The organism is Gulbenkiania mobilis, assembly GCA_004346645.1.
Classification (GTDB): domain Bacteria; phylum Pseudomonadota; class Gammaproteobacteria; order Burkholderiales; family Chromobacteriaceae; genus Gulbenkiania; species Gulbenkiania mobilis.
Genome location: SMDA01000001.1, coordinates 432,362 through 454,215 on the forward strand (window position 1 = coordinate 432,362; position 21,854 = coordinate 454,215).

Here is a 21,854-nt window from a genome sequence, read left to right on the forward strand (position 1 = left end):
ATTGAATCCACACGCATAATCCGACCGCTGTCAGACAGAAGCCAGCTTGAAAAGCAACTGATGACAATAACTACACGCGGCAAAAAGAGGCAAACATCCCAAGCCGCAGGGTCGTTCATAACAAGGAGATTTCCCACGTGGACATTTTTCTGCAACAGATCCTCAATGGCCTCGTGCTGGGTAGCATCTATGCGCTGATCGCGCTGGGCTACACCATGGTGTACGGGATCATGGGGTTGATCAACTTCGCCCACGGCGAGGTGGTAATGTTCGGTGCCATGGTGACCATTTCGGTCATCACCGCGCTGACCGGTGCGGGTGTGGACCTGCCCGGTGTGGTGCTGGTGCTGATCGGCCTGCTGGTGGCGATTCCCGCCTGCATGCTGCTAGGCTACGTGATCGAACGCGTCGCCTACCGGCCGTTGCGGGGCGCCCAGCGTCTAGCACCGCTGATCACGGCGATCGGTCTTTCGATCGTGCTGCAGCAGGTCGCCATCCTCATCTGGGGCCGCAACTATATTCCCTTCCCGCAAATCCTCGACCACGACACCGTGGAATTCTTCGGGGCCAGCATTACCAAGCTGCAGATCGTCATCATCGTGCTGTGCATTGCCATCATGGCTGGTCTGCTGATGATGGTCGAGCGCACCAAACTTGGACGGGCGATGCGGGCCACCAGCCAGAATCCGTCCGTGGCCGGACTGATGGGGGTGAATGTCAACACCATCATCTCCACGACCTTCGTCATCGGCTCGGCCCTTGGCGCGATCGCCGGCGTGATGGTCGCCACCAACTATGATCAGGCCCACTATTACATGGGCTTCATGATTGGTCTGAAAGCCTTTACCGCCGCCGTGCTCGGTGGCATTGGCAACCTGGGTGGTGCGGTAGCGGGCGGCCTCCTGCTGGGTATCATCGAAAGCCTGGGTGCCGGTTATATCGGTACGCTGACCGGCGGCTTCCTGGGTTCGCACTATCAGGACATCTTCGCCTTCATCGTGCTGATCGCTGTGCTGATTTTCCGCCCGTCCGGTCTGCTGGGCGAAAAGATGGCCGACCGTGCCTGATCTGCTGGGAGAAACAAAGTGACAAAGGCACTCGACACCAACAAGAAAGTCGGCCTGTTCCTGATTGCAGCCGTTGTTCTGGCCGTGCTGCCGTTCATCGTTGGCAACACGCTGGGCAATTCTTGGATCCGGATCATCGACTTCGCGCTGCTGTACGTCATGCTGGCGCTGGGCCTCAACATCGTGGTGGGCTTTGCCGGCCTGCTGGACTTGGGCTTCATCGCCTTCTACGCCGTAGGTGCCTACACCTACGCGCTGCTGGGCTCGCCGCATTTCGGCCTGCATCTGCCGTTTTACATCACGATTCCGCTCGGCGCCCTGTTCGCGGCACTGTTCGGCATCCTGCTCGGCACGCCAGTGCTGCGCCTGAAGGGTGACTACCTGGCTATCGTGACCCTCGGCTTCGGCGAGATCATCCGCATCTTCATGAACAACCTGAATGCACCGGTGAACATCACCAATGGCCCGCAGGGCATCAATCTGATCGACCCGATCAACGTTGGTGGCCTGTCGCTGGGCAAGGCGCTGCAGGTGGGAGGCACATCGCTCAACAGCGTGTACCTGTACTACTACATGTTCCTGGCGCTGACGGTGCTGGTGGTGATCATGGCTTGGCGCCTGCAGCACTCCCGCATCGGGCGGGCCTGGGTAGCGCTGCGTGAGGATGACATCGCTGCTGCCGCGATGGGGATCAACATCCGCAACATCAAGCTGCTGGCCTTTGCGCTGGGCGCACTGTCCGGCGGTGTGGCAGGTGGCCTGTTCGCCTCCTTCCAGGGCTTCATCTCGCCCGAGTCGTTCGGTCTGCTCGAATCCATCATGATTCTGGCCATGATCGTGCTGGGCGGCATGGGGCATATCCCGGGAGTGATCCTGGGGGCGGTCGTGCTGACGATTGCGCCGGAAGTGCTGCGTGACGTGATCGGCCCGCTGCAGATGAAGACCTTCGGTCGCATGCTGATCGACCCGGAGAATGCGCGCATGCTGCTGTTCGGCCTGGCACTGGTCGTGATGATGCTGGTTCGTCCGGAAGGCATGTGGCCGTCCAAGCGGCGCAAGGCCGAGTTCGAGGACGCCAAGGAAGCGGCTGCGCAGAAAGGTTAAGAAATGGCTGAAGCATTGCTGAAAATCGAAGGCATCCACAAACGCTTTGGTGGTCTGCACGCGCTTAACAACGTCGGCCTGACCATCAACAAGGGTGAGGTATATGGCCTGATCGGCCCGAACGGTGCCGGCAAGACCACCCTGTTCAACGTGTTGACCGGTCTTTACCAGCCGGACGAAGGTACTTTTACCTTCAACGGACGCGATCTGTTCCGTGCCAAGCCCCATGTGGTGGTAAGCGCCGGCATCGCCCGTACCTTCCAGAACATCCGGCTGTTTGCCGAGATGACAGCGCTGGAGAACGTGATGGTGGGGCGCCACATCCGTTCCAAGGCGGGTGCGCTGGGCGCGGTGCTGCGCAACAAGGGCACGATGGAGGAGGAACGCTCCATCCGCAGCAAGGCGATGGAACTGCTTGCCTATGTTGGCATCGCCGATGTGGCCGAAGAGCGGGCCCGCAACCTCTCCTACGGCCACCAGCGCCGTCTGGAGATCGCCCGCGCACTGGCCACCGAGCCGATGCTGCTGGCGCTGGACGAGCCAGCAGCCGGTATGAACCCGCGCGAGACCGACGAACTCAAGGGCCTGATGCACAAGATCCGTGACGGCGGTGTCACCATCCTGCTGATCGAGCACGACGTGAAGCTGATGATGGACCTGTGTGACCGCATCGCGGTGCTCGACTACGGCAAGAAGATTGCCGAAGGGGTGCCGGAAGTGGTGCGCAAGGACCCGAAAGTGATTGAAGCCTACCTGGGAGCGGCACACGCATGAGTCTCTTGGAAGTGAAGAACCTGCAGGTGTCGTACGGCGGCATCCAGGCAGTCAAGGGCATCGATTTCCACATCGAGCAGGGCGAACTTGTCACCCTGATCGGCGCAAACGGTGCAGGCAAGACCACCACGCTGAAGACGCTGGTGGGCATGGTGAAGAAGTCGGGCGGCAGCATCGTCTACAACGGCAAGGAAACGGCCGGCATTGCCTCCTACAACTTCGTGCGCAACGGTCTGGTCATGGTACCGGAAGGCCGCGGCATCTTCGGTAAGCTTACGGTAGAGGAAAACCTGAAGATGGGTGCCTACTACCGCAATGACAATGCGGCCATTCAGGCCGAGACCGAGCGAGTGTACGAGCTCTTCCCGCGCCTGAAGGAGCGCCAGAAGCAGCTGGCAGGTACTCTTTCCGGGGGCGAGCAGCAAATGGTGGCCATGGGGCGCGCCATGCTCTCCAAGCCCAAGCTGCTGCTACTGGACGAGCCTTCCATGGGTCTGGCACCGATCATCGTGCAGAAGATCTTCGAGATCATCCAGATGGTGGCGGCCGAGGGCGTTACGATGCTGTTGGTGGAGCAGAACGCGAAGCTGGCACTCGAGATCTCCCAGCGCGGCTACGTAATGGAAAGTGGCAAGATCACCATGAGCGGCAACGCGCGCGACCTGCTGGACGACGAGCGCGTGCGCAACGCCTATCTGGGCGAATGAGCCGGCGAACCGATCAGGCGGCGTGAGCGACATGCCCGATCTGACAAGCCCCGCGGTGCTGATGCGTCAGCTTCTCGGGGCTTTTTTCCTGCCCCCTGTCTCCATCCTGTTATTAGCCTTGGCCGGTGCCTGGCTGGCACGTCGGGTTCCCAGGGTTGGCCGAAGCCTGCTGGGGCTCTCCGGGGTGCTGTTCTACCTCCTGACCCTGCCGCAGAGCGCCATCTGGCTCAACGGTTTCCTGGAGACCGAACCGCCGGCCTCGCTGGCAGCCGTGCGCGCGACCCAAGCGATCGTGGTGCTGGGTGGAGGGATCCGGCCTGCGCCAGAAACCGGTGGGATGGTCCTGTCCGCCGACAGTGGCAGCCGGGTGCGTTATGGAGCGTGGCTGGCTCGGCGTACCGGTCTGCCGCTTCTGGTTACCGGAGGCGCGCCCAAGGGCGGGTTGGCCGAAGGGCGGGTAATGGCGCAAGTGCTGGCCGAGGACTATGGGCTGGTGCCCCGCTGGGTGGAAGCCGCGTCCGACAACACCGAGGCCAATGCCCGCAACAGCGCACGACTCCTGCGGGCCGCAGGTATTTCACACATCACGCTGGTTACCCAGGCGTGGCACATGCGTCGGGCCCTGCCGTATTTCCGGGCCCAGGGCCTGACGGTCGTGCCCGCACCTACCGGCTTCACCCGCTATGCCGAGACCGGTGTGTACCGATGGCTGCCGACTGGGCGGGCCATGCAGGAGACCCATCAGGCGCTGCGGGAAATCGTGGGGCTGATCTATGGTAGGCTCCGTGGGTACTGAACCTAAGGAGTAGAAGGCATGGATGTTGGTGCACTCATCATTGGTGACGAACTCTTGTCGGGCAAGCGTCAAGACAAGCATCTACAGGGGCTGATCCGGATTCTGGCCGCCCGCGGCATGAAGCTGTCCTGGGCCGAGTACCTGGGCGACCGCCCCGAACGCATCACCGATGCGCTGAAGCGTGCCTTTGCCAGCCCGGATCTCGTGTTCAGTTTCGGCGGTATCGGCGCTACCCCCGACGACCATACCCGGCAGTGCGCGGCCACAGCGCTAGGGGTGCCGCTGGCGGTGCATCCAGAGGCGCGAGCGCTGATCGAAGAGCGCTTTGGGGAAGAGGCCTATCCACACCGTATCAACATGGGCGCCTTCCCGGAAAGCGCGCGCATCATCCCCAACCCTGTCAACCAGATCCCCGGCTTCTCGGTGTCGAACGTGCACTTCGTACCCGGTTTTCCGGCCATGGCCTGGCCGATGATCGAATGGGTGCTCGACACGCACTATGTCCATCTCTTTAACGACCAGCCTGATGTGGAGGAAACCCTGGTGGCCCTGGAGGCAAGGGAGGGGGACCTCATCAGCCTGATGCAAGACATGACCGCCCGCTATCCGGCACTGCGCTTCTCCAGCCTGCCCAACTTCGGCAATGCGCGCTTTGCACAGATGCACATCGAGTTCGGTTTTACCGGTGCGCCCGCCTTGGTGGGTATCGCCATCGCCGAGCTGGAAAAAGCCTTGAAGGCGCAGGGGTATGAAGTGGTGCGCAAGGCAGGCTGAGAATGTTTGCGACGGGCTCTGCAACGAATTGATAATGATTCTCGTGTTGGTTTATACTTCCTGCGTCTGATCCCAAGTCACTGCAGGAGACGCATCTTGAAAAAGCCGCTGTTGCTGGTCGCCCTTCTGGCCGCCTGGTCGGGTTCCGCTCTCTCCGAAGAGCTCGTTGTGTACAGTGCCCGCGGCGAGCAGCTCGTCAAGCCGCTGGTGGACGCCTATCGCAAGGAAACTGGCGTTGACGTCAAGCTTGTCAACGACCAGGAAGGGCCGCTGATGGAGCGCCTGCGCGCCGAAGGCAGCAACTCGCCCGCCGACCTGCTGCTGACGGTGGATGCCGGTAACCTGTGGCAGGCCTCTAAGCGTGGCCTGCTCAAGCCGGTGAAGTCGCCGGTGCTCGACGCCAACATTCCGGCCCACTTGCGCGACCCCAAGGGCGAATGGTTCGGGCTGTCGATCCGCGCACGCACCATCTTCTACAACACCCAGAAAGTGAAGCCTGCCCAGCTGTCGTCCTACGAGGAACTGGCCGACCCGAAGTGGAAGGGCAAGCTCTGCCTGCGGTCATCTAAAAAGGTCTACAACCAGTCGCTGGTGGCGATGATGCTGGCCGATATCGGGCCGGTGCGCACCGAGCGCGTGGTGCGTGGCTGGGTCAACAACCTTGCTACCGATGTGTTTGCCGATGACACCAAGATGCTGGAAGCGATTGCGGCTGGCCAGTGCGAGGTGGGCATTGCCAACACCTACTACTACGGCCGCATGATGGAGAAGAACCCGTCCTTGCCGATCGGTATCTTCTGGGCAGACCAGGCCGGCAAGGGGACCCATGTCAACATTTCGGGTGCCGGCGTGACGCGCTATGCCAAGAACGAGAAGGGCGCTGTGCGCTTCATCGAATGGCTGTCGTCCGAAAAGGCGCAAAACCTGTTTGCCGACCTCAACATGGAATATCCGGTGAATCCGAAGGTGAAACCTGATCCGCGCGTGGCGGCCTGGGGGCCTTTCAAGCAGAATCTGATTAATGTGGCCAACGCCGGTACCCGCCAGGCCGAAGCCGTGATGCTGATGGACCGCGTCGGCTATCGCTGATCGCTGCCTGATGGCGGAGCAAGAGAGGCGGCCTCATAGGGCGCCTTTTTTGCTCCTGCCCCGGCTTCGGCCAACCTTGTGGTGGCGCAGCACGCTGACCTGTCTTTCCGGAACCCTGCTTCACAATGCCTGTATCCTCTCTGCGCTGGTCTGTCACGGCTTTTCTGATTGCACTGCTGACGCTGGTGCCCGTTCTGGTCATCCTCTCGGCCATCGCCTCGCCGGACCCGGCGATTGTCGATCACCTGATGCAGCACACGCTGCCCCGCCTCTTGGTCAACACTTTCTGGCTGATGGCTGGTGTGGGGCTGGGAGTCCTGCTATTGGGCGTCCCCCTGGCCTGGCTGGTGGCGCTCTATGACTTTCCTGGGCGGCGCTTTTTCAACTGGGCGCTGATGCTGCCCATGGCCATGCCCGCCTATGTGCTGGCCTTTTCGCAGCTCGGGCTGTTCGACTTCACCGGGCCCTTCCAAACCTTCCTGCGCGAACGCTTCGGCGATTCAAGCTGGGTGCCTTCCATCCGCTCCACGCCCGGCGTGATCCTGGTGATGACGCTGGCTTTCTATCCCTATGTCTATCTGCTGGCGCGCAATGCCTTTGCCACCATGGGGCGACGGGCGCTGGAGGTGGGCGCCTCACTCGGCTACTCGCAGCGCGCGGGCTTTCTGCGTGTGGCGCTGCCCATGGCCCGTCCGTGGATTGCGGGCGGTCTGACCCTGGCGCTGATGGAGACGCTGGCCGATTTCGGGACGGTGGCCATCTTCAACTATGACGCCTTCACCGCGGCCATCTACAAGGCTTGGTTCAGCCTGTTCTCGCTGCCTACGGCCAAGCAGCTCGCTTCGCTGCTCATCTTGCTGGTGTTCGTGCTGGTGTGGTTTGAGCAGCGCTCGCGGGGCAGGCGGGCTTATACCCAAGCGGGAAGGGGCGGGAGGGCGGCCCGTCTGCCGCTGAAGGGGGTAGCCGGCTGGGTGGCCGCGGCCTGGGCAGCCCTGGTGCTGACGCTAGCTTTCCTGCTGCCCTTTGCCCAGCTGTGCCTCTGGGCCTGGCGTGCAATGGAGGGCGAATGGACGGGCGAACTGCTGGGATACGTGGGGCGTTCGCTGTTGATTGCGCTGATCGCCGCCGGCCTGGTCACGGCCCTGGCGCTGGCGCTTGCCTTCGCGGTGCGGCGCGCTCCGTACGGCATGACACCGCTCTGGGCGCGTCTGGCCACCCTGGGCTATGCAGTGCCGGGTACGGTGCTGGCCGTGGGCGTGTTCGTTCCGGTGGCCGCGCTGGACAATTTTCTGATCGACGGGCTGGGCCGCTGGCTGCCGGAGGGCACCACCGCCGTCTTCAAGGGCACGTTGTTCGTGATGTTGCTAGCCTATGCCGCCCGGTTCCTAGCGGTGGGGCATTCTGCCGTTGCGGCCGCGATGTACCGCATCACGCGCACTCAGGAGGAGTGCGCCCGCATGCTGGGCCTGACTGGCTGGCGCCTGGTGCTGGCCCTGCATCTGCCGTTACTGCGCGGTGGACTGCTCACCGCTGTACTGATGGTATTTGTCGACGTGATGAAAGAAATGCCGATCACGCTGATGACCCGCCCCTTCGGCTGGGATACCTTGGCCGTGCGCATCTTTTCCCTCACATCCGAGGGCGACTGGGAGCGTGCCGCACTGCCGGCCGTGGCCATCGTACTGGCCGGCCTCCTGCCCGTCATCCTGCTGTCGCGTCAGAAGGAATCGCTGTGATGAGTGCTTTTCTCGAGTTTGATCAGGTCAGCCATGCTTATAGCCAGCAGACGGTGGTCGATACCATGAGCTTCACCCTGGTCGAGGGGGAGATCGGCTGCCTGCTAGGCAGCTCCGGATGTGGCAAGACGACCGTGCTACGCTGTCTGGCGGGCTTCGAGCCGATCCGTGCCGGCAGCATCCGTCTGGCCGGACAGACGCTCAGTCTGCCCGGGCATCAGGTGCCAGCGCATGCCCGGCAGATCGGCATGGTGTTTCAGGACTATGCTCTCTTTCCACATCTGACGGTGGGCGACAACGTGGCTTTCGGCTTGCGTCGCTGGTCCCGCGCGGAGCGGTTGCGCCGGGTTGCGTCGCTGCTGGATCTGGTAGGGCTGGCCGGCCTGGCCCGGTCCTATCCGCACGAGCTGTCGGGCGGGCAGCAGCAGCGGGTGGCGCTCGCTCGTGCGCTCGCGCCGCGGCCACGACTCCTGCTGCTGGACGAGCCGTTCTCCAATCTGGATGTAGACCTGCGCAGTCGGCTGTCTGCCGAAGTGCGCGCCATCCTCAAGCAGGAGAACACCACCGCCATCCTGGTGACGCACGACCAGCACGAGGCGTTCGCCATGGCCGACCGGGTTGGCGTGATGCAGGCGGGGCGGCTGTTGCAGTGGGCCGCTCCCTACACGCTTTACCATCAGCCGGCCAGCCGCTTCGTGGCAGACTTCATCGGACAAGGTGTTTTCCTGCCGGGCGTGGTCACGGGCCCGGCCTGCATCGAGACGGAGATCGGCGAGTTCTGCGGTGCCGTGCCAGTACCGTTCGATGTAGGGCAGCGGGTGGAGGTGCTGCTGCGTCCGGACGATGTGCAGCACGATGACGCCAGCTCGCGCAAGGCCGTGGTAGAGAGCAAGGTGTTCCGCGGCTCGGAGTTCCACTACACCCTCGCCCTGCCTTCCGGTCGGCGCGTGCTGGCCGAGGTGCCCAGCCACCATGACCACCCTGTTGGCGAGCCGATCGGCATCCGGCTGGAAATGGATCACCTCATTGCCTTTCCGGCCCACTGACCCCATCTGGTATTCCGCTCGCAGATGAAGAAAAGGTTGGCCGAAGCCCTGCGGCTTCGGCCAACCTTCGGCATCGGGTTTGCTTGACGGTGAGGAAGTCAGCCTGCCAGCCAGCTTGAGGGATGGCCCTCCAGCCAGGTGCGGATGGCCTTGGCATCGTTGACGCGCGCGCTGGGGCCGCTCGCGGCCAGGAGTACGATGATCAAAGGCTGCGTGCCCACGGTGGCGTGCATCACCAAGCAGCGCCCTGCCTCCTGGATATAGCCGGTCTTCTGCAGGTTGATCTCCCACTCGCCCGAGCGCACCAGTGCATTGCTGTTCTTGTACTGCAGTACACGGTTGTTGGCCGCAGTGATGCTGTGCTCGTGCGTGGTGCTAAAGGCACGGATCAGCGGATAGCCGTAGGCGGCACGCACCATGCGCGCCAGATCGTTCGCGGTGGAGGTGTTGCGCACGTCCAGACCGGTCGGATCGTAATAGATGGTGTCGCTCATCCCCAAGCTGCGGGCCTTGCGGTTCATGCGTGCCACGAAAGCCTGCGTGCCGCCCGGATAGCTGCGCGCCAGTGCGGCAGCGGCCCGGTTTTCCGAGGACATCAGCGCCAGGAGCAGCAGTTCGCGACGGCTAAGCGTGGTGCCAATGGCCAGGCGCGAACTGGTGTTTTTCAGGCGATCGATCTCGGCGTCGGTGATCGTCACGGGTTCCTCCAGCGAAACGCCCGAGTCCAGGATGACCATGGCCGTCATCAGCTTGGTGATCGAAGCGATCGGCACCCTTTTTGTGGGGTTTTTCTGATAGACGGGTTCGCCGGTGAGGCCATTGAGGACAAGCACCGAGCTGGAATTCAGATGGGGGACGGCCTCGCCGGCCATCGAAGTGGCGACTTCGATCCCCGCGGGCGCGGCTGCCACGGCGGGCATGGCCAGTACGATGGCCACCAGACCGCTCGCGATACGCTTGAGCATTCGCAGACTCCAGAAGTGGGGGTTGATAACGACGGTGGAAAGTCGTGTCGGATAGTTCGGCATTTTAAACAATCTGAAGCAAGCGCAAAGGCAGAAAACCGCCCTTGCAGGTTTTTTTCTGCCCTGGAGACGCAATGACAGCCCGTGCTCACGTAAAATCGGACGATCTTCTCTCCGACCCCAAGGACATGGTCATCACCTTCCCGAACAGCCCCTTCAGACTGCATCAGCCGTTTCCTCCGGCCGGCGACCAGCCCACCGCCATCGGACAGCTGGTGGAAGGTCTGGAAGACGGCCTGGCCTATCAGACGCTGCTGGGCGTCACGGGTTCTGGCAAGACCTACACCATGGCCAACGTCATCGCCCGGACGGGGCGCCCGGCTTTCATCATGGCGCACAACAAGACCCTGGCCGCCCAGCTCTATGCCGAGATGCGCGAGTTCTTTCCCGAAAACGCGGTGGAGTACTTCGTCTCGTACTACGACTACTACCAGCCCGAAGCCTACGTGCCCAGCCGCGACCTGTTCATCGAGAAGGATTCGAGCATCAACGAGCACATCGAACAGATGCGGCTGTCGGCCACAAAGAGCATTCTGGAGCGGCCCGACTGCATCATCGTGGGTACGGTGTCCGCCATCTACGGTATTGGCGACCCCTCCGACTATCACCAGATGATCCTGCACCTGAAGGAAGGCGAGAAACTCAGCCAGCGCGACATCATCGCCCGCCTGACCACGATGCAGTATGACCGCAACGACATCGATTTCGGGCGCGGTACCTTCCGCGTGCGCGGCGATGTCATTGATATCTTCCCGGCCGAGAGTGCTGAAACGGCGATCCGCGTCAGCCTGTTCGACGACGAAGTGGAGAACCTCACCCTGTTCGACCCGCTCACCGGCACTACGCGCCAGCGGGTGGGGCGGTACACCATCTTCCCCTCCAGCCACTACGTTACCCCGCGAGACACTGTCCTGCGCGCCTGCGAGACGATCAAGCTGGAGCTGAACGAGCGGGTGCGCTGGTTCCAGGAAAACGGCAAGCTGGTCGAAGCACAGCGCATCGAGCAGCGCACACGCTTCGATCTGGAAATGCTCTACGAGATGGGCTTCTGCAAGGGCATCGAGAACTACTCGCGCCACTTCTCGGGCCGGCCTGCCGGTGCCCCGCCGCCGACGCTGATCGACTACCTGCCCAAGAACGCGCTGATGTTCATCGACGAATCGCACGTGACCGTGCCGCAGGTGGGCGCGATGTACAAGGGCGACCGGGCGCGCAAGGAAAACCTGGTGGAGTACGGCTTCCGCCTGCCGTCCGCCGTGGATAACCGTCCCCTCAAGTTCGAGGAGTTCGAGCGGCTGATGCCGCAGACCGTCTTCGTCTCGGCCACTCCCGGCGCCTACGAGGCCAGCCATGCGGGGCAGGTGGTGGAGCAGGTAGTGCGGCCCACGGGCCTGGTCGACCCGACCATCGAAATCCGCCCAGTGACCACCCAGGTGGACGACCTGCTGTCGGAGATCCGGCTGCGCATGGACCGCAACGAGCGGGTGCTGGTGACTACGCTGACCAAGCGCATGGCCGAACAACTGGCCGATTACTACACCGAGCATGGCGTGAAGGTTCGTTATCTGCACAGCGACATCGATACCGTGGAGCGCGTGGAAATCATCCGTGACCTGCGCCTGGGCATGTTTGACGTGCTGATCGGCATCAACCTGCTGCGTGAGGGTCTGGATATTCCCGAGGTCAGCCTGGTGGCGATCCTTGATGCCGACAAGGAGGGCTTCCTGCGCTCCGACCGCTCACTGATCCAGACCATCGGCCGCGCCGCCCGCAACCTTAACGGCAAGGCCCTACTGTACGCCGACCGCATCACCGACAGTATGCGCCGCGCCATCGACGAGACCGAGCGCCGCCGCACCAAGCAGATCGCCTTCAACCTCGAGCACGGCATTACGCCCAAAGGGGTCAGCAAGAAGATCAAGGACATCATCGACGGCGTCTACAACGACAGCGAGGACAAGAAGGCACTCAAGGAAAAGGCACGGGTGGCCATGATGGACGCCAAGGCGCTGGCCAAGGAAATCAAGCGCCTCGAGAAGGAAATGCAGGAGGCCGCGCGCAATCTGGAGTTCGAGCGCGCTGCCCGGCTGCGCGACGAACTGAAGGCGCTAAAGGAAAAAGCCTGGGTCAACGACCTGTAAGCCGCCTTTTGCAGGCAAGGTTGGCCGAAGCAGGACTCGACCTTTCCCGGGCGGCCCTGTACAAAGGAAAAAGAAGCAGGGGCCTGATGCACGCCCGTCAGCCTCTGCTATGCTTGCCTGCCGCCCGTGTCACAGACCAGAAAGGATGCGCATGTCGCCACCGCTTTCGGCCAACCCGGACAAGTCCGCCCTGAACGTCGTCCCCAGCAACAGCGCAGACATCATCCTGCCGCGAGTGGCGGGGCGGGTGCCCCTTGCCCGGCAGACGGTGATCGCCATTGGCTCCTCCACCGGTGGAACCGAAGCCCTGCGCGTGCTGCTGTCGGCACTGCCGGCAGACATGCCGCCGATCCTGATCACCCAGCACATGCCGGAGATGTTCACCAAGTCCTTTGCGGCCCGGCTCGACTCCTTGTGCAAGCTCACGGTCAAGGAAGCGGTGGATAGCGAGCGTCTCCAGCCCGGCACCGTCTACATTGCGCCCGGTCATTCCCACCTCATGGTCAAGCCCACCCCCACAATCGGCCTGTGCACCGCACTCAGCAGCGGGCCCCCGGTCAACCGCCACCGTCCGTCGGTGGATGTGCTGTTCCGTTCGGCCGCCAACCTGGTCGGCCGCAACTGTATCGGCGTGATCCTGACCGGCATGGGGCGGGATGGCGCCCAGGGCCTGTTAGAGCTGAAGGAAGCCGGGGCATATAATATTGCCCAGGACGAGCAAAGCTGCGTGGTATTCGGCATGCCCAAGGAAGCCATCGCGCTGGGCGCTGCCCACGAAGTGCTGCCGCTCGCAGCCATCGCCGGCCGGCTTGCCCAATTGGCGGTGCAGCGGGCCTCCACTGCCTGAACCTCTAGCCAAGTTTCCGTATGAAATACCTCCCCGTACTGGTCGTCGAAGACGACTCCGATCTGCGCGAAGCCATCGTCGACACCCTATCGCTGGCCGGTTATCCCACCCTTGAGGCGGCGGACGGTACGCAGGCCCTGCAGCGCCTGCGGGACCACCCCGTCGGTCTGGTCGTGTCCGACGCACAGATGGCGCCGATGGACGGCTATACCCTGTTTGCCGAAATGAAGCAGCGTGCCCCAGGCATCCCCTTCATCCTGATGACCGCCTACGGCGTCATCGAGCGGGCCATCGAACTCCTGCGTGCCGGGGCCGCTCACTACCTGATCAAGCCCTTCGAGCCATCCAGTCTGCTGGCGGAGGTGGAAAAGCACCTCTTGCGCATGCCCGAGGAAAAGGGCGAAGTGATTGCCGAGTCCGCCGTGATGCGGCAGGTCTATTCGCTCGCCTCGCGCGTAGCCGGCAGCGATGCCACAGTTCTCATCTCCGGGCCCAGCGGCGCGGGGAAGGAAGTGCTGGCCCGCTACATCCACCGCCATTCACGCCGGCGTGACGGCCCGTTCGTTGCGGTCAACTGTGCGGCAATTCCCGAAAACCTGCTCGAGTCCACCCTGTTCGGGCATGAGAAGGGGGCCTTCACCGGCGCCACCCAGACGCTGCCCGGCAAGTTCGAACAGGCCCAGCAGGGGACCCTGCTTTTGGATGAGGTCACGGAAATGCCGCTCGCGCTGCAGGCCAAGCTGCTGCGCGTGCTGCAGGAGCGGGAGGTCGAACGGGTCGGTGGCACTCGCACGCTCAAGCTGAACATCCGGGTTCTCGCCACCACCAACCGTGATATTGATGTCGAGGTCGCCACAGGGCGCTTCCGCGAGGACCTCTACTTCCGGCTCAACGTCATTCCCCTGCGGATTCCGGCGTTGGCCGAACGGCCCGAGGACATTCTTCCCTTGGCACGGATGCTGCTTAAGAAGCACGCCGAAGCAGCCGGGCGCAGCCCGGTCCCGGCCTTCTCCGACGAGGCGGAGCGTCAATTGACGGCCTATGGTTGGGAGGGTAACATCCGCGAACTGGAAAATGTCGTGCAGCGTGCGGTGATTCTTGCCGCTGGGGCGGAAATACTTGCCGCCGACCTCATGCTGCCGACTCAAGCCAGAACTGCGGAACCGGTGCTTCCTTCGGTGGCCGGGCCCGAGGCATCGCAGGATGCCGACATGAAGGCCCTGGAAAAACGTCACATTCTGGAAACCCTGGCCGCGGTCGGGGGAGTGCGGAAGCTTGCAGCAGAGCGCCTTGGCATCAGTGAGCGCACACTGCGCTACAAGCTCCAGCGCTATCGGGAAGAAGAACACCCCGATGAGCCACTCCCACCGAACGCAGCATCGAGCAGTTTGGAGTAAACATGGCCTTGCAAGGTGTAGACCAACTCCTGGGTGAACTGCGGGCAGCCTCGGCACTTGCCGCCGGCAAGGCCCCCGCGCCACAGGAAACGCCGCAGGTTGACTTTGCCAACGTTCTCAAATCGACCATCGAGCAGGTCAACGCGGCCCAGCAGACCTCCCAGGAAATGCAGCAGCAGTTCGAACTGGGCGAAGAAGGGGTGAATCTGCAGGATGTGATGGTTTCGCTGCAAAAAGCCAGCCTGTCATTTCAGACCATGGTGCAAGCACGAAACAAACTAGTTTCCGCCTATCAGGAAATCATGAACACCCAGGTCTAGCGCTGTCCGATAGCAAGCCGACAGCGGTTAGAACCGCTAGCTAAAACCACTGTATGGCTGATCTGGTCGATAATGCTACGCCTGCTTGGAGAGCACGCCTGAACGGGGCTTCGGACCGGTTCAGGGCGCTTCCCAACAACAAGAAAATCCTGCTGTTCGCAGCTCTGGCCGCGGTGGTCTCTGTCATCATCGGCCTCGTCTTTCTTAATCGCGAACCTCCCTACAAGATCCTCTTTGCCAACCTGTCCGACCGCGACGGTGGGCAGATCACGGCTGCGCTTCAGCAGCAGAACGTGCCTTACCAGATCGGCGCGGGGGGCGTCATTTCCGTTCCATCCAATCAGGTGTACGACGTACGCCTGCGCCTGGCCGCACAAGGCCTGCCCAAGGCAGGCGGGGTCGGGTTCGAGCTGATGGACAACCAGAAATTCGGCATCAGCCAGTTCGCCGAACAGGTGAACTATCAGCGCGCGATCGAGGGCGAGCTGGCGCGCACCGTGGAGGCCATCGGTGTCATCGAGTCGGCCAGAGTGCACATCGCCATGCCGAAGCAGACCGTTTTCCTGCGGGACCAGCAGCAACCCACGGCCTCTGTCATGGTAAACATGCTGCCGGGACGGATGCTCGATGGTGGGCAGATTGCCGGCATCATCCATCTGGTCTCCAGTTCGGTGCCTAACCTGCCGGCCAAGAATGTCACCGTGGTCGATCAGGATGGCAACCTGCTGTCGCGCATTCCCGACCTGAACGAGAACGCCGGTCTCGACCAGCGCCAGATCGGCTATGTGCGCCGGGTAGAGGAAGACTACGTCAAGCGCATTGAGGCCATCCTCGAGCCGATCTTCGGCAAGGGCAATGCCCGCGCCCAAGTAACGGCCGCGATGGACTTTTCCGAGGTCGAGCAGACGTCTGAGACCTATCGCCCCAACTCCACGCCCAATCCGTCGGCCACGCGCAGTCAGCAGATCGTCGAATCGCTGGGCAACGGAGCGCCGTTGCCTGGCGGGGTGCCCGGGGCCCTGTCCAATCAGCCGCCTTCGGCCGCTTCGGCCCCGATCACACTCCCGCCCGGGGCCGCTCCCGGCACGGCCACCCTTTCTGGACAGCCGCTTGGGCAGGCTGGTGCGGTCAACCGCGAGATCACAACCAACTATGAGCTGGACAAGACCATCCAGCACACCAAGCAGCCCAAGGGCAACATCACCCGGCTGTCGGCCGCGGTGGTGGTCAACTACCGACAGATGCCGGACCGCAACGGTGAACTCAAGCCGACCCCGCTCACCGCTCAGGAGGTGCAGCAGATCAACAATCTGGTGCGCGAAGCGATGGGCTACAACGCGCAGCGGGGCGACACGCTCAATGTGGTGAATGCGGCCTTTGCCGATGCGCGCACCGTGCCTTCCGTGCAGGAGCGGGTGGTGGATTATGTCAGCACCAACCTGTCTGACCTGATCAAGTACGGGCTGCTGGGCATTGCAGTGCTCTACTTGCTGTTCGGAGTGGTGAGACCGATCGTACGCGATGTGCTCAAGCCGCCTGCGCCGGTGGTACCCCCGGATGGCACTGCCGAAGCCGCGAGCCAGACCGGCGGCCGCCTGATCGCCGTGGCCGGTGAAGAAGACAGCGTGCCTGCCGGGGCGGGTACAGGCGCTGCCGCCACCGCGCTGGATCCGCGCGAGCAGCAGCGTCGTCAGTACACGAACAATCTGGAAGCTGCCCGCGAGATCGTGAAGTCCGACCCGCGCATGGCCGCCCAGATCATCAAGGAATGGATCAGCACCGATGAGTGACGCCGGCGTACGCCGCAGCGCAATCCTGCTCTTCAGTCTGGGGCAGGCCGAGGCGGTGGAAGTGTTCAAGTATCTGGGGCCGAAGGAAGTCCAGAAGATTTCCTTGGCCATGGCTGCGATCAATAACCTTAGTCACGAGGAAATCGACACCGTGGTGTCGCAGTTCCGGGATGAGTGCGCTGCCCGTGCAAGCATCGGTGCCTCGGACGAATACCTGCGCAATGTGCTGATGGAGGCCCTCGGGCCGGACAAGGCGTCCAACCTGCTGGACAAGATCATGCAGGGCAACGACCACAGCGGTATCGAGAGCCTGAAGTGGATGGACCCAGCGTCGGCCGCCGACCTGATCCGCAACGAGCATCCGCAGATCGTGGCTACCATCCTGGTCCATCTCGATCCCGACCTCTCCAGCGCCATCCTGGCCAATTTCCCCGAGCGACTGCGCAATGAGGTGCTGATCCGCACCGCCACCCTGGAAGGAGTGCAGCCCCAGGCTTTGCGCGAGCTGAACGACGTGCTGACGCAACTGCTGTCGGGTTCCGACCGCATCAAGAAGAGCGCGGCCGGCGGTATCGGCATGACGGCCGAGATCCTCAATTTCATGGGGTCAAATGTCGAGGCCTCGGCGCTGAATTTCATCCGCGAGTACGACCCCGAACTGGCGCAGCGGATTCAGGACAAGATGTTCGTGTTCGAGAACCTGCTCGACATTGACGACCGTTCCATCCAGACCATTCTGCGCGAAGTGCAGACCGATTCGCTGGTGGTGGCGCTCAAGGGGACAAGCCAGGAACTCAAGGACAAGATCTTCCGCAACATGTCGTCGCGTGCGGCTGAGATGTTGCGTGACGATCTGGAGTCCAAGGGACCGGTCAAACTGTCCGAGGTGGAAGCCGAGCAGAAGGAAATTCTCAAGATTGTTCGCAGGCTCGCCGACGATGGGCAGATCGTGCTAGGCAGCAAGGGCGGTGATGAAGGCCTCGTCGAGTAATCCCATCATTCGCGAGGAGGAGGCCCCTAGCTGGCAGCCTTGGCAGCCTGCCGATCTGGCGCAAAGCGGGCGCACCAAGCCGCAGCTGCTGACCCCGGAACAGGCCGCGGCGCTAACAGCCTTTGTCGGCGGCACGGGCAGCCCCCCCGCGGCCCAGCCCGATAGCCCTTCGGCCACCCCGGAGCCTGCAGACCCACCCGCCGAGAGGGAGATGCCGCCCGAGCCGGACCTGCCGCCCCCGGCCTATCCAACGGCGGCCGAACTCGAGGCCATCCATCAGGAAGCATGGCAGGCGGGTTTCGAAGCGGGGCAGGCGGCAGGTCTGGCTGAAGGCCAGTCCGCCGGGTTCGAAGCCGCCCGAGCCGAGGCCATGCAGCAGTTCTCTACGGTGTGGGCGCCTGCCGAGACGCTTGCCCGCAGTTTTGCCGAGGCTGTCTCGCAGATGGAGCCCCTGTTGGCCGAAGATCTGTTGCGGGTTGCGGTGACCTTGGCCGAAAAGCTGCTCATGACCCAGCTGCAGGTCGATCCGCAGGCACTGTTGCCGGTGCTCCGCCAAGCCCTGGGCGAACTGCCTGGAGTCCTTGCCAGCGCTCGGGTGCGCGCGCATCCTGACGATGTAGAGCTTCTGCGCGATTTTCTTCAGCAGGAGGCGCCGCAGACGGTATGGCAATGGCAGGAGGACCCAGCCATCAGCCGCGGTGGCTGCATCATCGATGCGCCTTTTACTCATCTGGATCTGACTATTTCCTCACGCCTGAAGGCGCTTTTCGAAGTTTTGGGACAGACCGACACGCATGACGCCGAACGCCCTGCTTGACCGTCAGCGCAGTTATCTGGCTGCCTGTGCCGCCGCTGCGGTGGAAACGCCGCTCTGGCAGCCCTGCGGACAGCTGACCCGGGTGACCGGGATGGTGATGGAAGCGGCCGGCATCAAGCTACCTGTGGGCAGTGCCTGCCGCGTGCAGTTGCCCGATGGCGGCAGCGTGGAGGCCGAAGTGGTCGGCTTTGCTGCCGACAAGGTGTTCCTGATGCCGATCAGCAATGTGCATGGTCTGGTTCCGGGCACCTCGGTCACTCCGCTGATCCCGCATCATCCTCCCAGTTATGGCCAGCCGGCCCCGCCGCCGCGTGCGGCCGGCCCCGCCGGACGGCAGGTGCCAGTGGGCGAAAGCCTCTTGGGCCGGATTGTCGATTCGCTGGGTCGGCCACTCGATCAGAAGGGGCCGGTGCATCCGGAGGCGTATTTTCCCCTTTACAGTCAGCCGATGAACCCGCTGGAGCGCACGCCGGTACGTGACGTGCTGGACGTGGGGGTGCGCGCGATCAACGGCCTGCTCACCGTGGGAAGGGGCCAGCGTCTTGGGCTGTTCGCCGGCTCGGGTGTGGGTAAGTCTGTGCTGCTGGGCATGATGGCGCGCTACACCAAGGCCGATGTGGTGGTGGTGGGATTGATCGGCGAGCGGGGCCGTGAGGTGAAGGACTTCATCGAGAACATCCTAGGCGAGGAGGGCATTGCCCGCTCGGTGGTGGTGGCCGCACCGGCGGACATGCCGCCCCTGATGCGCCTGCACGGCGCAGCATATGCTACCGCCCTGGCTGAATACTTCCGCGCGCAGGGGCTCGATGTGCTGCTGCTGATGGATTCGGTTACCCGGTATGCCATGGCACAGCGGGAGATCGCGCTGGCGATCGGAGAGCCCCCAGTCACCAAGGGTTATCCGCCTTCCGTGTTTGCGCGGTTGCCGCAACTGATCGAACGAGCGGGTAACGGAACCGCAGGTGGGGGCTCGATCACCGCTTTCTATACCGTGCTCTCCGAAGGCGATGATCAGCAAGACCCGATTGCCGATTCGGCGCGGGCGATCCTGGATGGCCACTTCGTGCTGTCGCGCAACCTCGCGGAGGCGGGGCATTATCCCGCCATCGACATCGAGCAGTCGATCAGCCGCGTCATGGTGGATGTGGTGCCGCGCGAGCAGATGGACCTGGCGCGGCGTTTCAAGCAACTCTATTCGCGCTATCAGCGCAGCCGCGACCTGATCAGCGTGGGAGCGTATGTGGCCGGCTCCGATCCGGTGCTGGATGAAGCTATGCGTCGGCACCTGCCGATGGTGGGGTTCCTGACGCAGCCGATGCACGAAGCCCATGACTATCCTTCAACACTCGTCCAGTTGCAGGGCGTGCTTGCCTGACGTGAGGGGCAATGGCCGAGAGCAAATACCTGTTCCTCAAGAAACTTGCGCAGGACAAGGAAGAGGCTGCTGCCGAGCGCATGCGGGTAGCCCAGAGCAGGCTGTCCGAGGCCGAGACACGGCTGGAGCAGCTGCGTACCTTCCATGCTGAGTACCAGCAGCGGCTGGTAGCCAGCGGAATGAAGGGCATGAGCGTCCTGCAGTGGCGCGACTTTCAGGCCTTCATCGCCAGGTTGGCCGAAGCGCTGAAGACGCAGGAAAACGAGGTCGATCGCGCCCGTCAGAACCATGCGCTGGAAAAGCACGCCTGGCAGGAGGAGCGCAAGCGCGTCAAGGCCTTCGAGAAACTGATGGAACGTGAGGCCGAAGAGGCGCTCAAGCGCGAGAACCGCGCCCAGCAGAAGACCACTGACGAGTTTGCTGCACGCAAGTTCTGGGATACCCAACACAAGCCCGAATAGCTGGCATGTATGTTGCTTAATGGCGGCATCTGTCCCTGGAGACCGCCATGACCATTACCGTGCACACCGCCGCCAAGGCTGCGCCTTCCGCGTCTTCCCAGCCTGGCAGCAACGCTGTTGCCACACCTGCTGACGCGGGTGGTCTCTTCTCCTTGCTGCTTGGTGCGCAACTGGGCCAAGCGTTCTCCGACCCCCTGAAGACAAGCGCCCAAGGCGAAGGGGATGCCTCGATGGCCAAGGAAAAGCCGGCCACGCTGGGTGCCGAGGCCAACGCGGCCACACCCCTCTTCCAGATGGTGCCGGTTACGCTACCGGTCGTGCCGCAACCTGCCCAGCCGCTGAAGCTTGATGCAACGGCCGAGGCGACCGGGGTGGGCGAGGCGGCTGCAGCGGGCGATCCAACCCTGTGGGCCACCTCGCTGGCCCGCCGGCAGGAGGACGGCAATAACTTGCCGCCCCAGGCGGAAGAGGGTGCCGGGTTCTTGCCGCTTATGCAGGCGCAGGGCACGCACGGGGGTGCCGAAACGGGCCGCGCCACTTCGGCCAACGTTCCTGTCTTCACGGTACAGGTGCCGGTGTCGGACCAGCAGTGGCCGAAGGCCATGGGCCAGCAGCTGATGAACATGGCCCTGCTCAAGGCTGATACTGCCCAGATCCAGATCAACCCACCCCATCTCGGACCGATCGAGGTCAACCTCAAGCTCAACAATGACCAAGCCCAGGTCGTTTTCACCGCCGCCCTGCCGGCCACGCGCGAGGCGCTGGAAAACAGCATGCCCCGCCTCGCCTCAATGCTGTCCGCCAGTGGAATCCAGCTAACCGATGCGCAGGTTTCCAGCGGCCAGTCCGGTGACCCGCGCCAGCAGTTCTTCCAGCAGCAGGCCGCTGCTCGGCAGAAAGGCGCGGCCGTAGCCGAGGACGATCCGCTGGCTGCAATCCGTGCCGCGCGTAGCATCGTCAGCATTTTTGCTTGATCGATACAGAGAAACCCGGTCAAGCGTCTGGTCAGTCCGTCCGGAATTCGGGAAAATAGCGCCTGATTACATTACGCGCTCCGATCTGGACGGAAGAACTTATGGCCGACGACAAAAAGGTAGCCAAGGCTGAGCAAGGCGAAAAGAAACCTGGCAACAAGCTGATGCTGGTGGTGATCATCCTGCTGGTGCTGCTCTTGGCCGCTGTGGGGGGGCTAGCCTTCTACATGTTCACCAATGCCCACCAGCAGGCCGCCGGGCAGGAAGCTGCCCATCAGGAAAAGGCGCCCAAGAAGGACAAGGACGCGCCGCCGGTATTCGCCAAGCTGGAGACCTTCGTGGTGAACCTCAGCGGCGATGGGGGGAGCCTCTTGCAGGTGGACATGCAGGCCGAACTGGCCGACGAGGCCGCCAAAAAGCGCTTCGAGGAGTACATGCCCAAGATCCGCAGCGGACTGATCCTGCTTCTGTCCTCCAAGACGCCGGAAGAACTGTCCTCTCCGGACGGCAAGGTCAAGCTGAAGGCCCAGGTGAAGAAAATCATCAACGAGGCCATGGAAGCGGGCGAGGACGAACCGGTAGAAAGCGTCCAGTTCACTTCCTTCATCATCCAGAACCAGTAA

Annotated in this window: 21 protein-coding genes; 20 read left to right on the forward strand and 1 reads right to left on the reverse strand. The window is 62.9% G+C overall.

The window, feature by feature from the left end:
• Window positions 1–137: 137 nt before the first annotated feature.
• The 9 genes from EV669_RS02090 to EV669_RS02130 all read left to right on the forward strand — a co-directional run bounded on the left by EV669_RS02090 (window position 138) and on the right by EV669_RS02130 (window position 9,093).
• On the forward strand, window positions 138–1,067 hold the full coding sequence (locus EV669_RS02090) for a branched-chain amino acid ABC transporter permease (RefSeq protein WP_054285038.1): 930 nt from the start codon (window positions 138–140) through the stop codon (window positions 1,065–1,067).
• Between the two features lie 18 nt (window positions 1,068–1,085).
• Window positions 1,086–2,171 (forward strand): ABC transporter permease subunit, encoded by a 1,086-nt coding sequence (locus tag EV669_RS02095; protein WP_055433553.1) that lies wholly within the window; start codon window positions 1,086–1,088, stop codon window positions 2,169–2,171.
• 3 nt (window positions 2,172–2,174) lie between these two features.
• Window positions 2,175–2,945, forward strand: a complete 771-nt coding sequence (locus tag EV669_RS02100; protein WP_054285036.1) for an ABC transporter ATP-binding protein — start codon at window positions 2,175–2,177, stop codon at window positions 2,943–2,945.
• Window positions 2,942–3,652, forward strand: coding sequence for an ABC transporter ATP-binding protein (locus EV669_RS02105; protein ID WP_054285035.1), 711 nt, complete (start codon window positions 2,942–2,944; stop codon window positions 3,650–3,652). Before EV669_RS02100 ends, EV669_RS02105 begins: the two co-directional genes overlap by 4 nt.
• Window positions 3,653–3,683: 31 nt before the next feature.
• The gene (locus EV669_RS02110; protein ID WP_132097757.1) at window positions 3,684–4,448 is read left to right on the forward strand and encodes a YdcF family protein; all 765 of its coding nucleotides are present in this window, start codon (window positions 3,684–3,686) and stop codon (window positions 4,446–4,448) included.
• Between the two features lie 18 nt (window positions 4,449–4,466).
• On the forward strand, window positions 4,467–5,222 hold the full coding sequence (locus tag EV669_RS02115) for a competence/damage-inducible protein A (protein ID WP_132097758.1): 756 nt from the start codon (window positions 4,467–4,469) through the stop codon (window positions 5,220–5,222).
• 96 nt (window positions 5,223–5,318) lie between these two features.
• Window positions 5,319–6,311, forward strand: coding sequence for an extracellular solute-binding protein (locus EV669_RS02120; protein WP_132097759.1), 993 nt, complete (start codon window positions 5,319–5,321; stop codon window positions 6,309–6,311).
• Between the two features lie 125 nt (window positions 6,312–6,436).
• A complete protein-coding gene (locus EV669_RS02125) occupies window positions 6,437–8,047 on the forward strand; it encodes an ABC transporter permease (protein WP_055433554.1) in 1,611 nt (536 codons plus the stop codon).
• Window positions 8,047–9,093 (forward strand): ABC transporter ATP-binding protein, encoded by a 1,047-nt coding sequence (locus EV669_RS02130; RefSeq protein ID WP_132097760.1) that lies wholly within the window; start codon window positions 8,047–8,049, stop codon window positions 9,091–9,093. The genes EV669_RS02125 and EV669_RS02130 overlap by 1 nt, the downstream gene beginning before the upstream one ends.
• A gap of 98 nt (window positions 9,094–9,191) precedes the next feature.
• Here the strand turns inward: EV669_RS02130 and EV669_RS02135 are convergent, their stop codons facing one another.
• Window positions 9,192–10,058 (reverse strand): serine hydrolase, encoded by an 867-nt coding sequence (locus EV669_RS02135; protein ID WP_132097761.1) that lies wholly within the window; start codon window positions 10,056–10,058, stop codon window positions 9,192–9,194.
• Window positions 10,059–10,246: 188 nt separating this feature from the next.
• On the opposite strand from EV669_RS02135, the gene uvrB reads away from it, so the two are divergent.
• The 11 genes from uvrB to fliL all read left to right on the forward strand — a co-directional run bounded on the left by uvrB (window position 10,247) and on the right by fliL (window position 21,854).
• Window positions 10,247–12,259 (forward strand): excinuclease ABC subunit UvrB, encoded by a 2,013-nt coding sequence (gene uvrB, locus EV669_RS02140; protein WP_054285133.1) that lies wholly within the window; start codon window positions 10,247–10,249, stop codon window positions 12,257–12,259.
• 151 nt (window positions 12,260–12,410) lie between these two features.
• Window positions 12,411–13,106 (forward strand): CheB methylesterase domain-containing protein, encoded by a 696-nt coding sequence (locus EV669_RS02145; protein WP_132097762.1) that lies wholly within the window; start codon window positions 12,411–12,413, stop codon window positions 13,104–13,106.
• A 20-nt stretch (window positions 13,107–13,126) separates the two neighbouring features.
• Entirely contained in the window at window positions 13,127–14,503 is a 1,377-nt protein-coding gene (locus EV669_RS02150; RefSeq protein WP_132097763.1) for a sigma-54-dependent transcriptional regulator, read from the forward strand.
• A 2-nt stretch (window positions 14,504–14,505) separates the two neighbouring features.
• Entirely contained in the window at window positions 14,506–14,823 is a 318-nt protein-coding gene (gene fliE / locus EV669_RS02155) for a flagellar hook-basal body complex protein FliE (RefSeq protein ID WP_054285027.1), read from the forward strand.
• A 53-nt stretch (window positions 14,824–14,876) separates the two neighbouring features.
• The gene (fliF, locus tag EV669_RS02160; RefSeq protein ID WP_055433557.1) at window positions 14,877–16,613 is read left to right on the forward strand and encodes a flagellar basal-body MS-ring/collar protein FliF; all 1,737 of its coding nucleotides are present in this window, start codon (window positions 14,877–14,879) and stop codon (window positions 16,611–16,613) included.
• Window positions 16,606–17,604, forward strand: a complete 999-nt coding sequence (gene fliG, locus EV669_RS02165; RefSeq protein ID WP_054285025.1) for a flagellar motor switch protein FliG — start codon at window positions 16,606–16,608, stop codon at window positions 17,602–17,604. The genes fliF and fliG overlap by 8 nt, the downstream gene beginning before the upstream one ends.
• Window positions 17,585–18,421 carry a flagellar assembly protein FliH gene (locus EV669_RS02170; protein WP_132097764.1) on the forward strand — a complete coding sequence of 279 codons (837 nt, stop codon included), beginning with the start codon at window positions 17,585–17,587 and terminating at the stop codon, window positions 18,419–18,421. Before fliG ends, EV669_RS02170 begins: the two co-directional genes overlap by 20 nt.
• Window positions 18,399–19,796, forward strand: coding sequence for a flagellar protein export ATPase FliI (gene fliI, locus EV669_RS02175; protein ID WP_054285023.1), 1,398 nt, complete (start codon window positions 18,399–18,401; stop codon window positions 19,794–19,796). The genes EV669_RS02170 and fliI overlap by 23 nt, the downstream gene beginning before the upstream one ends.
• An 11-nt stretch (window positions 19,797–19,807) precedes the next feature.
• A complete protein-coding gene (fliJ, locus tag EV669_RS02180; protein ID WP_054285022.1) occupies window positions 19,808–20,257 on the forward strand; it encodes a flagellar export protein FliJ in 450 nt (149 codons plus the stop codon).
• A gap of 47 nt (window positions 20,258–20,304) precedes the next feature.
• The gene (locus EV669_RS02185; protein WP_132097765.1) at window positions 20,305–21,231 is read left to right on the forward strand and encodes a flagellar hook-length control protein FliK; all 927 of its coding nucleotides are present in this window, start codon (window positions 20,305–20,307) and stop codon (window positions 21,229–21,231) included.
• 101 nt (window positions 21,232–21,332) lie between these two features.
• Window positions 21,333–21,854, forward strand: coding sequence for a flagellar basal body-associated protein FliL (gene fliL / locus EV669_RS02190; RefSeq protein WP_132097766.1), 522 nt, complete (start codon window positions 21,333–21,335; stop codon window positions 21,852–21,854).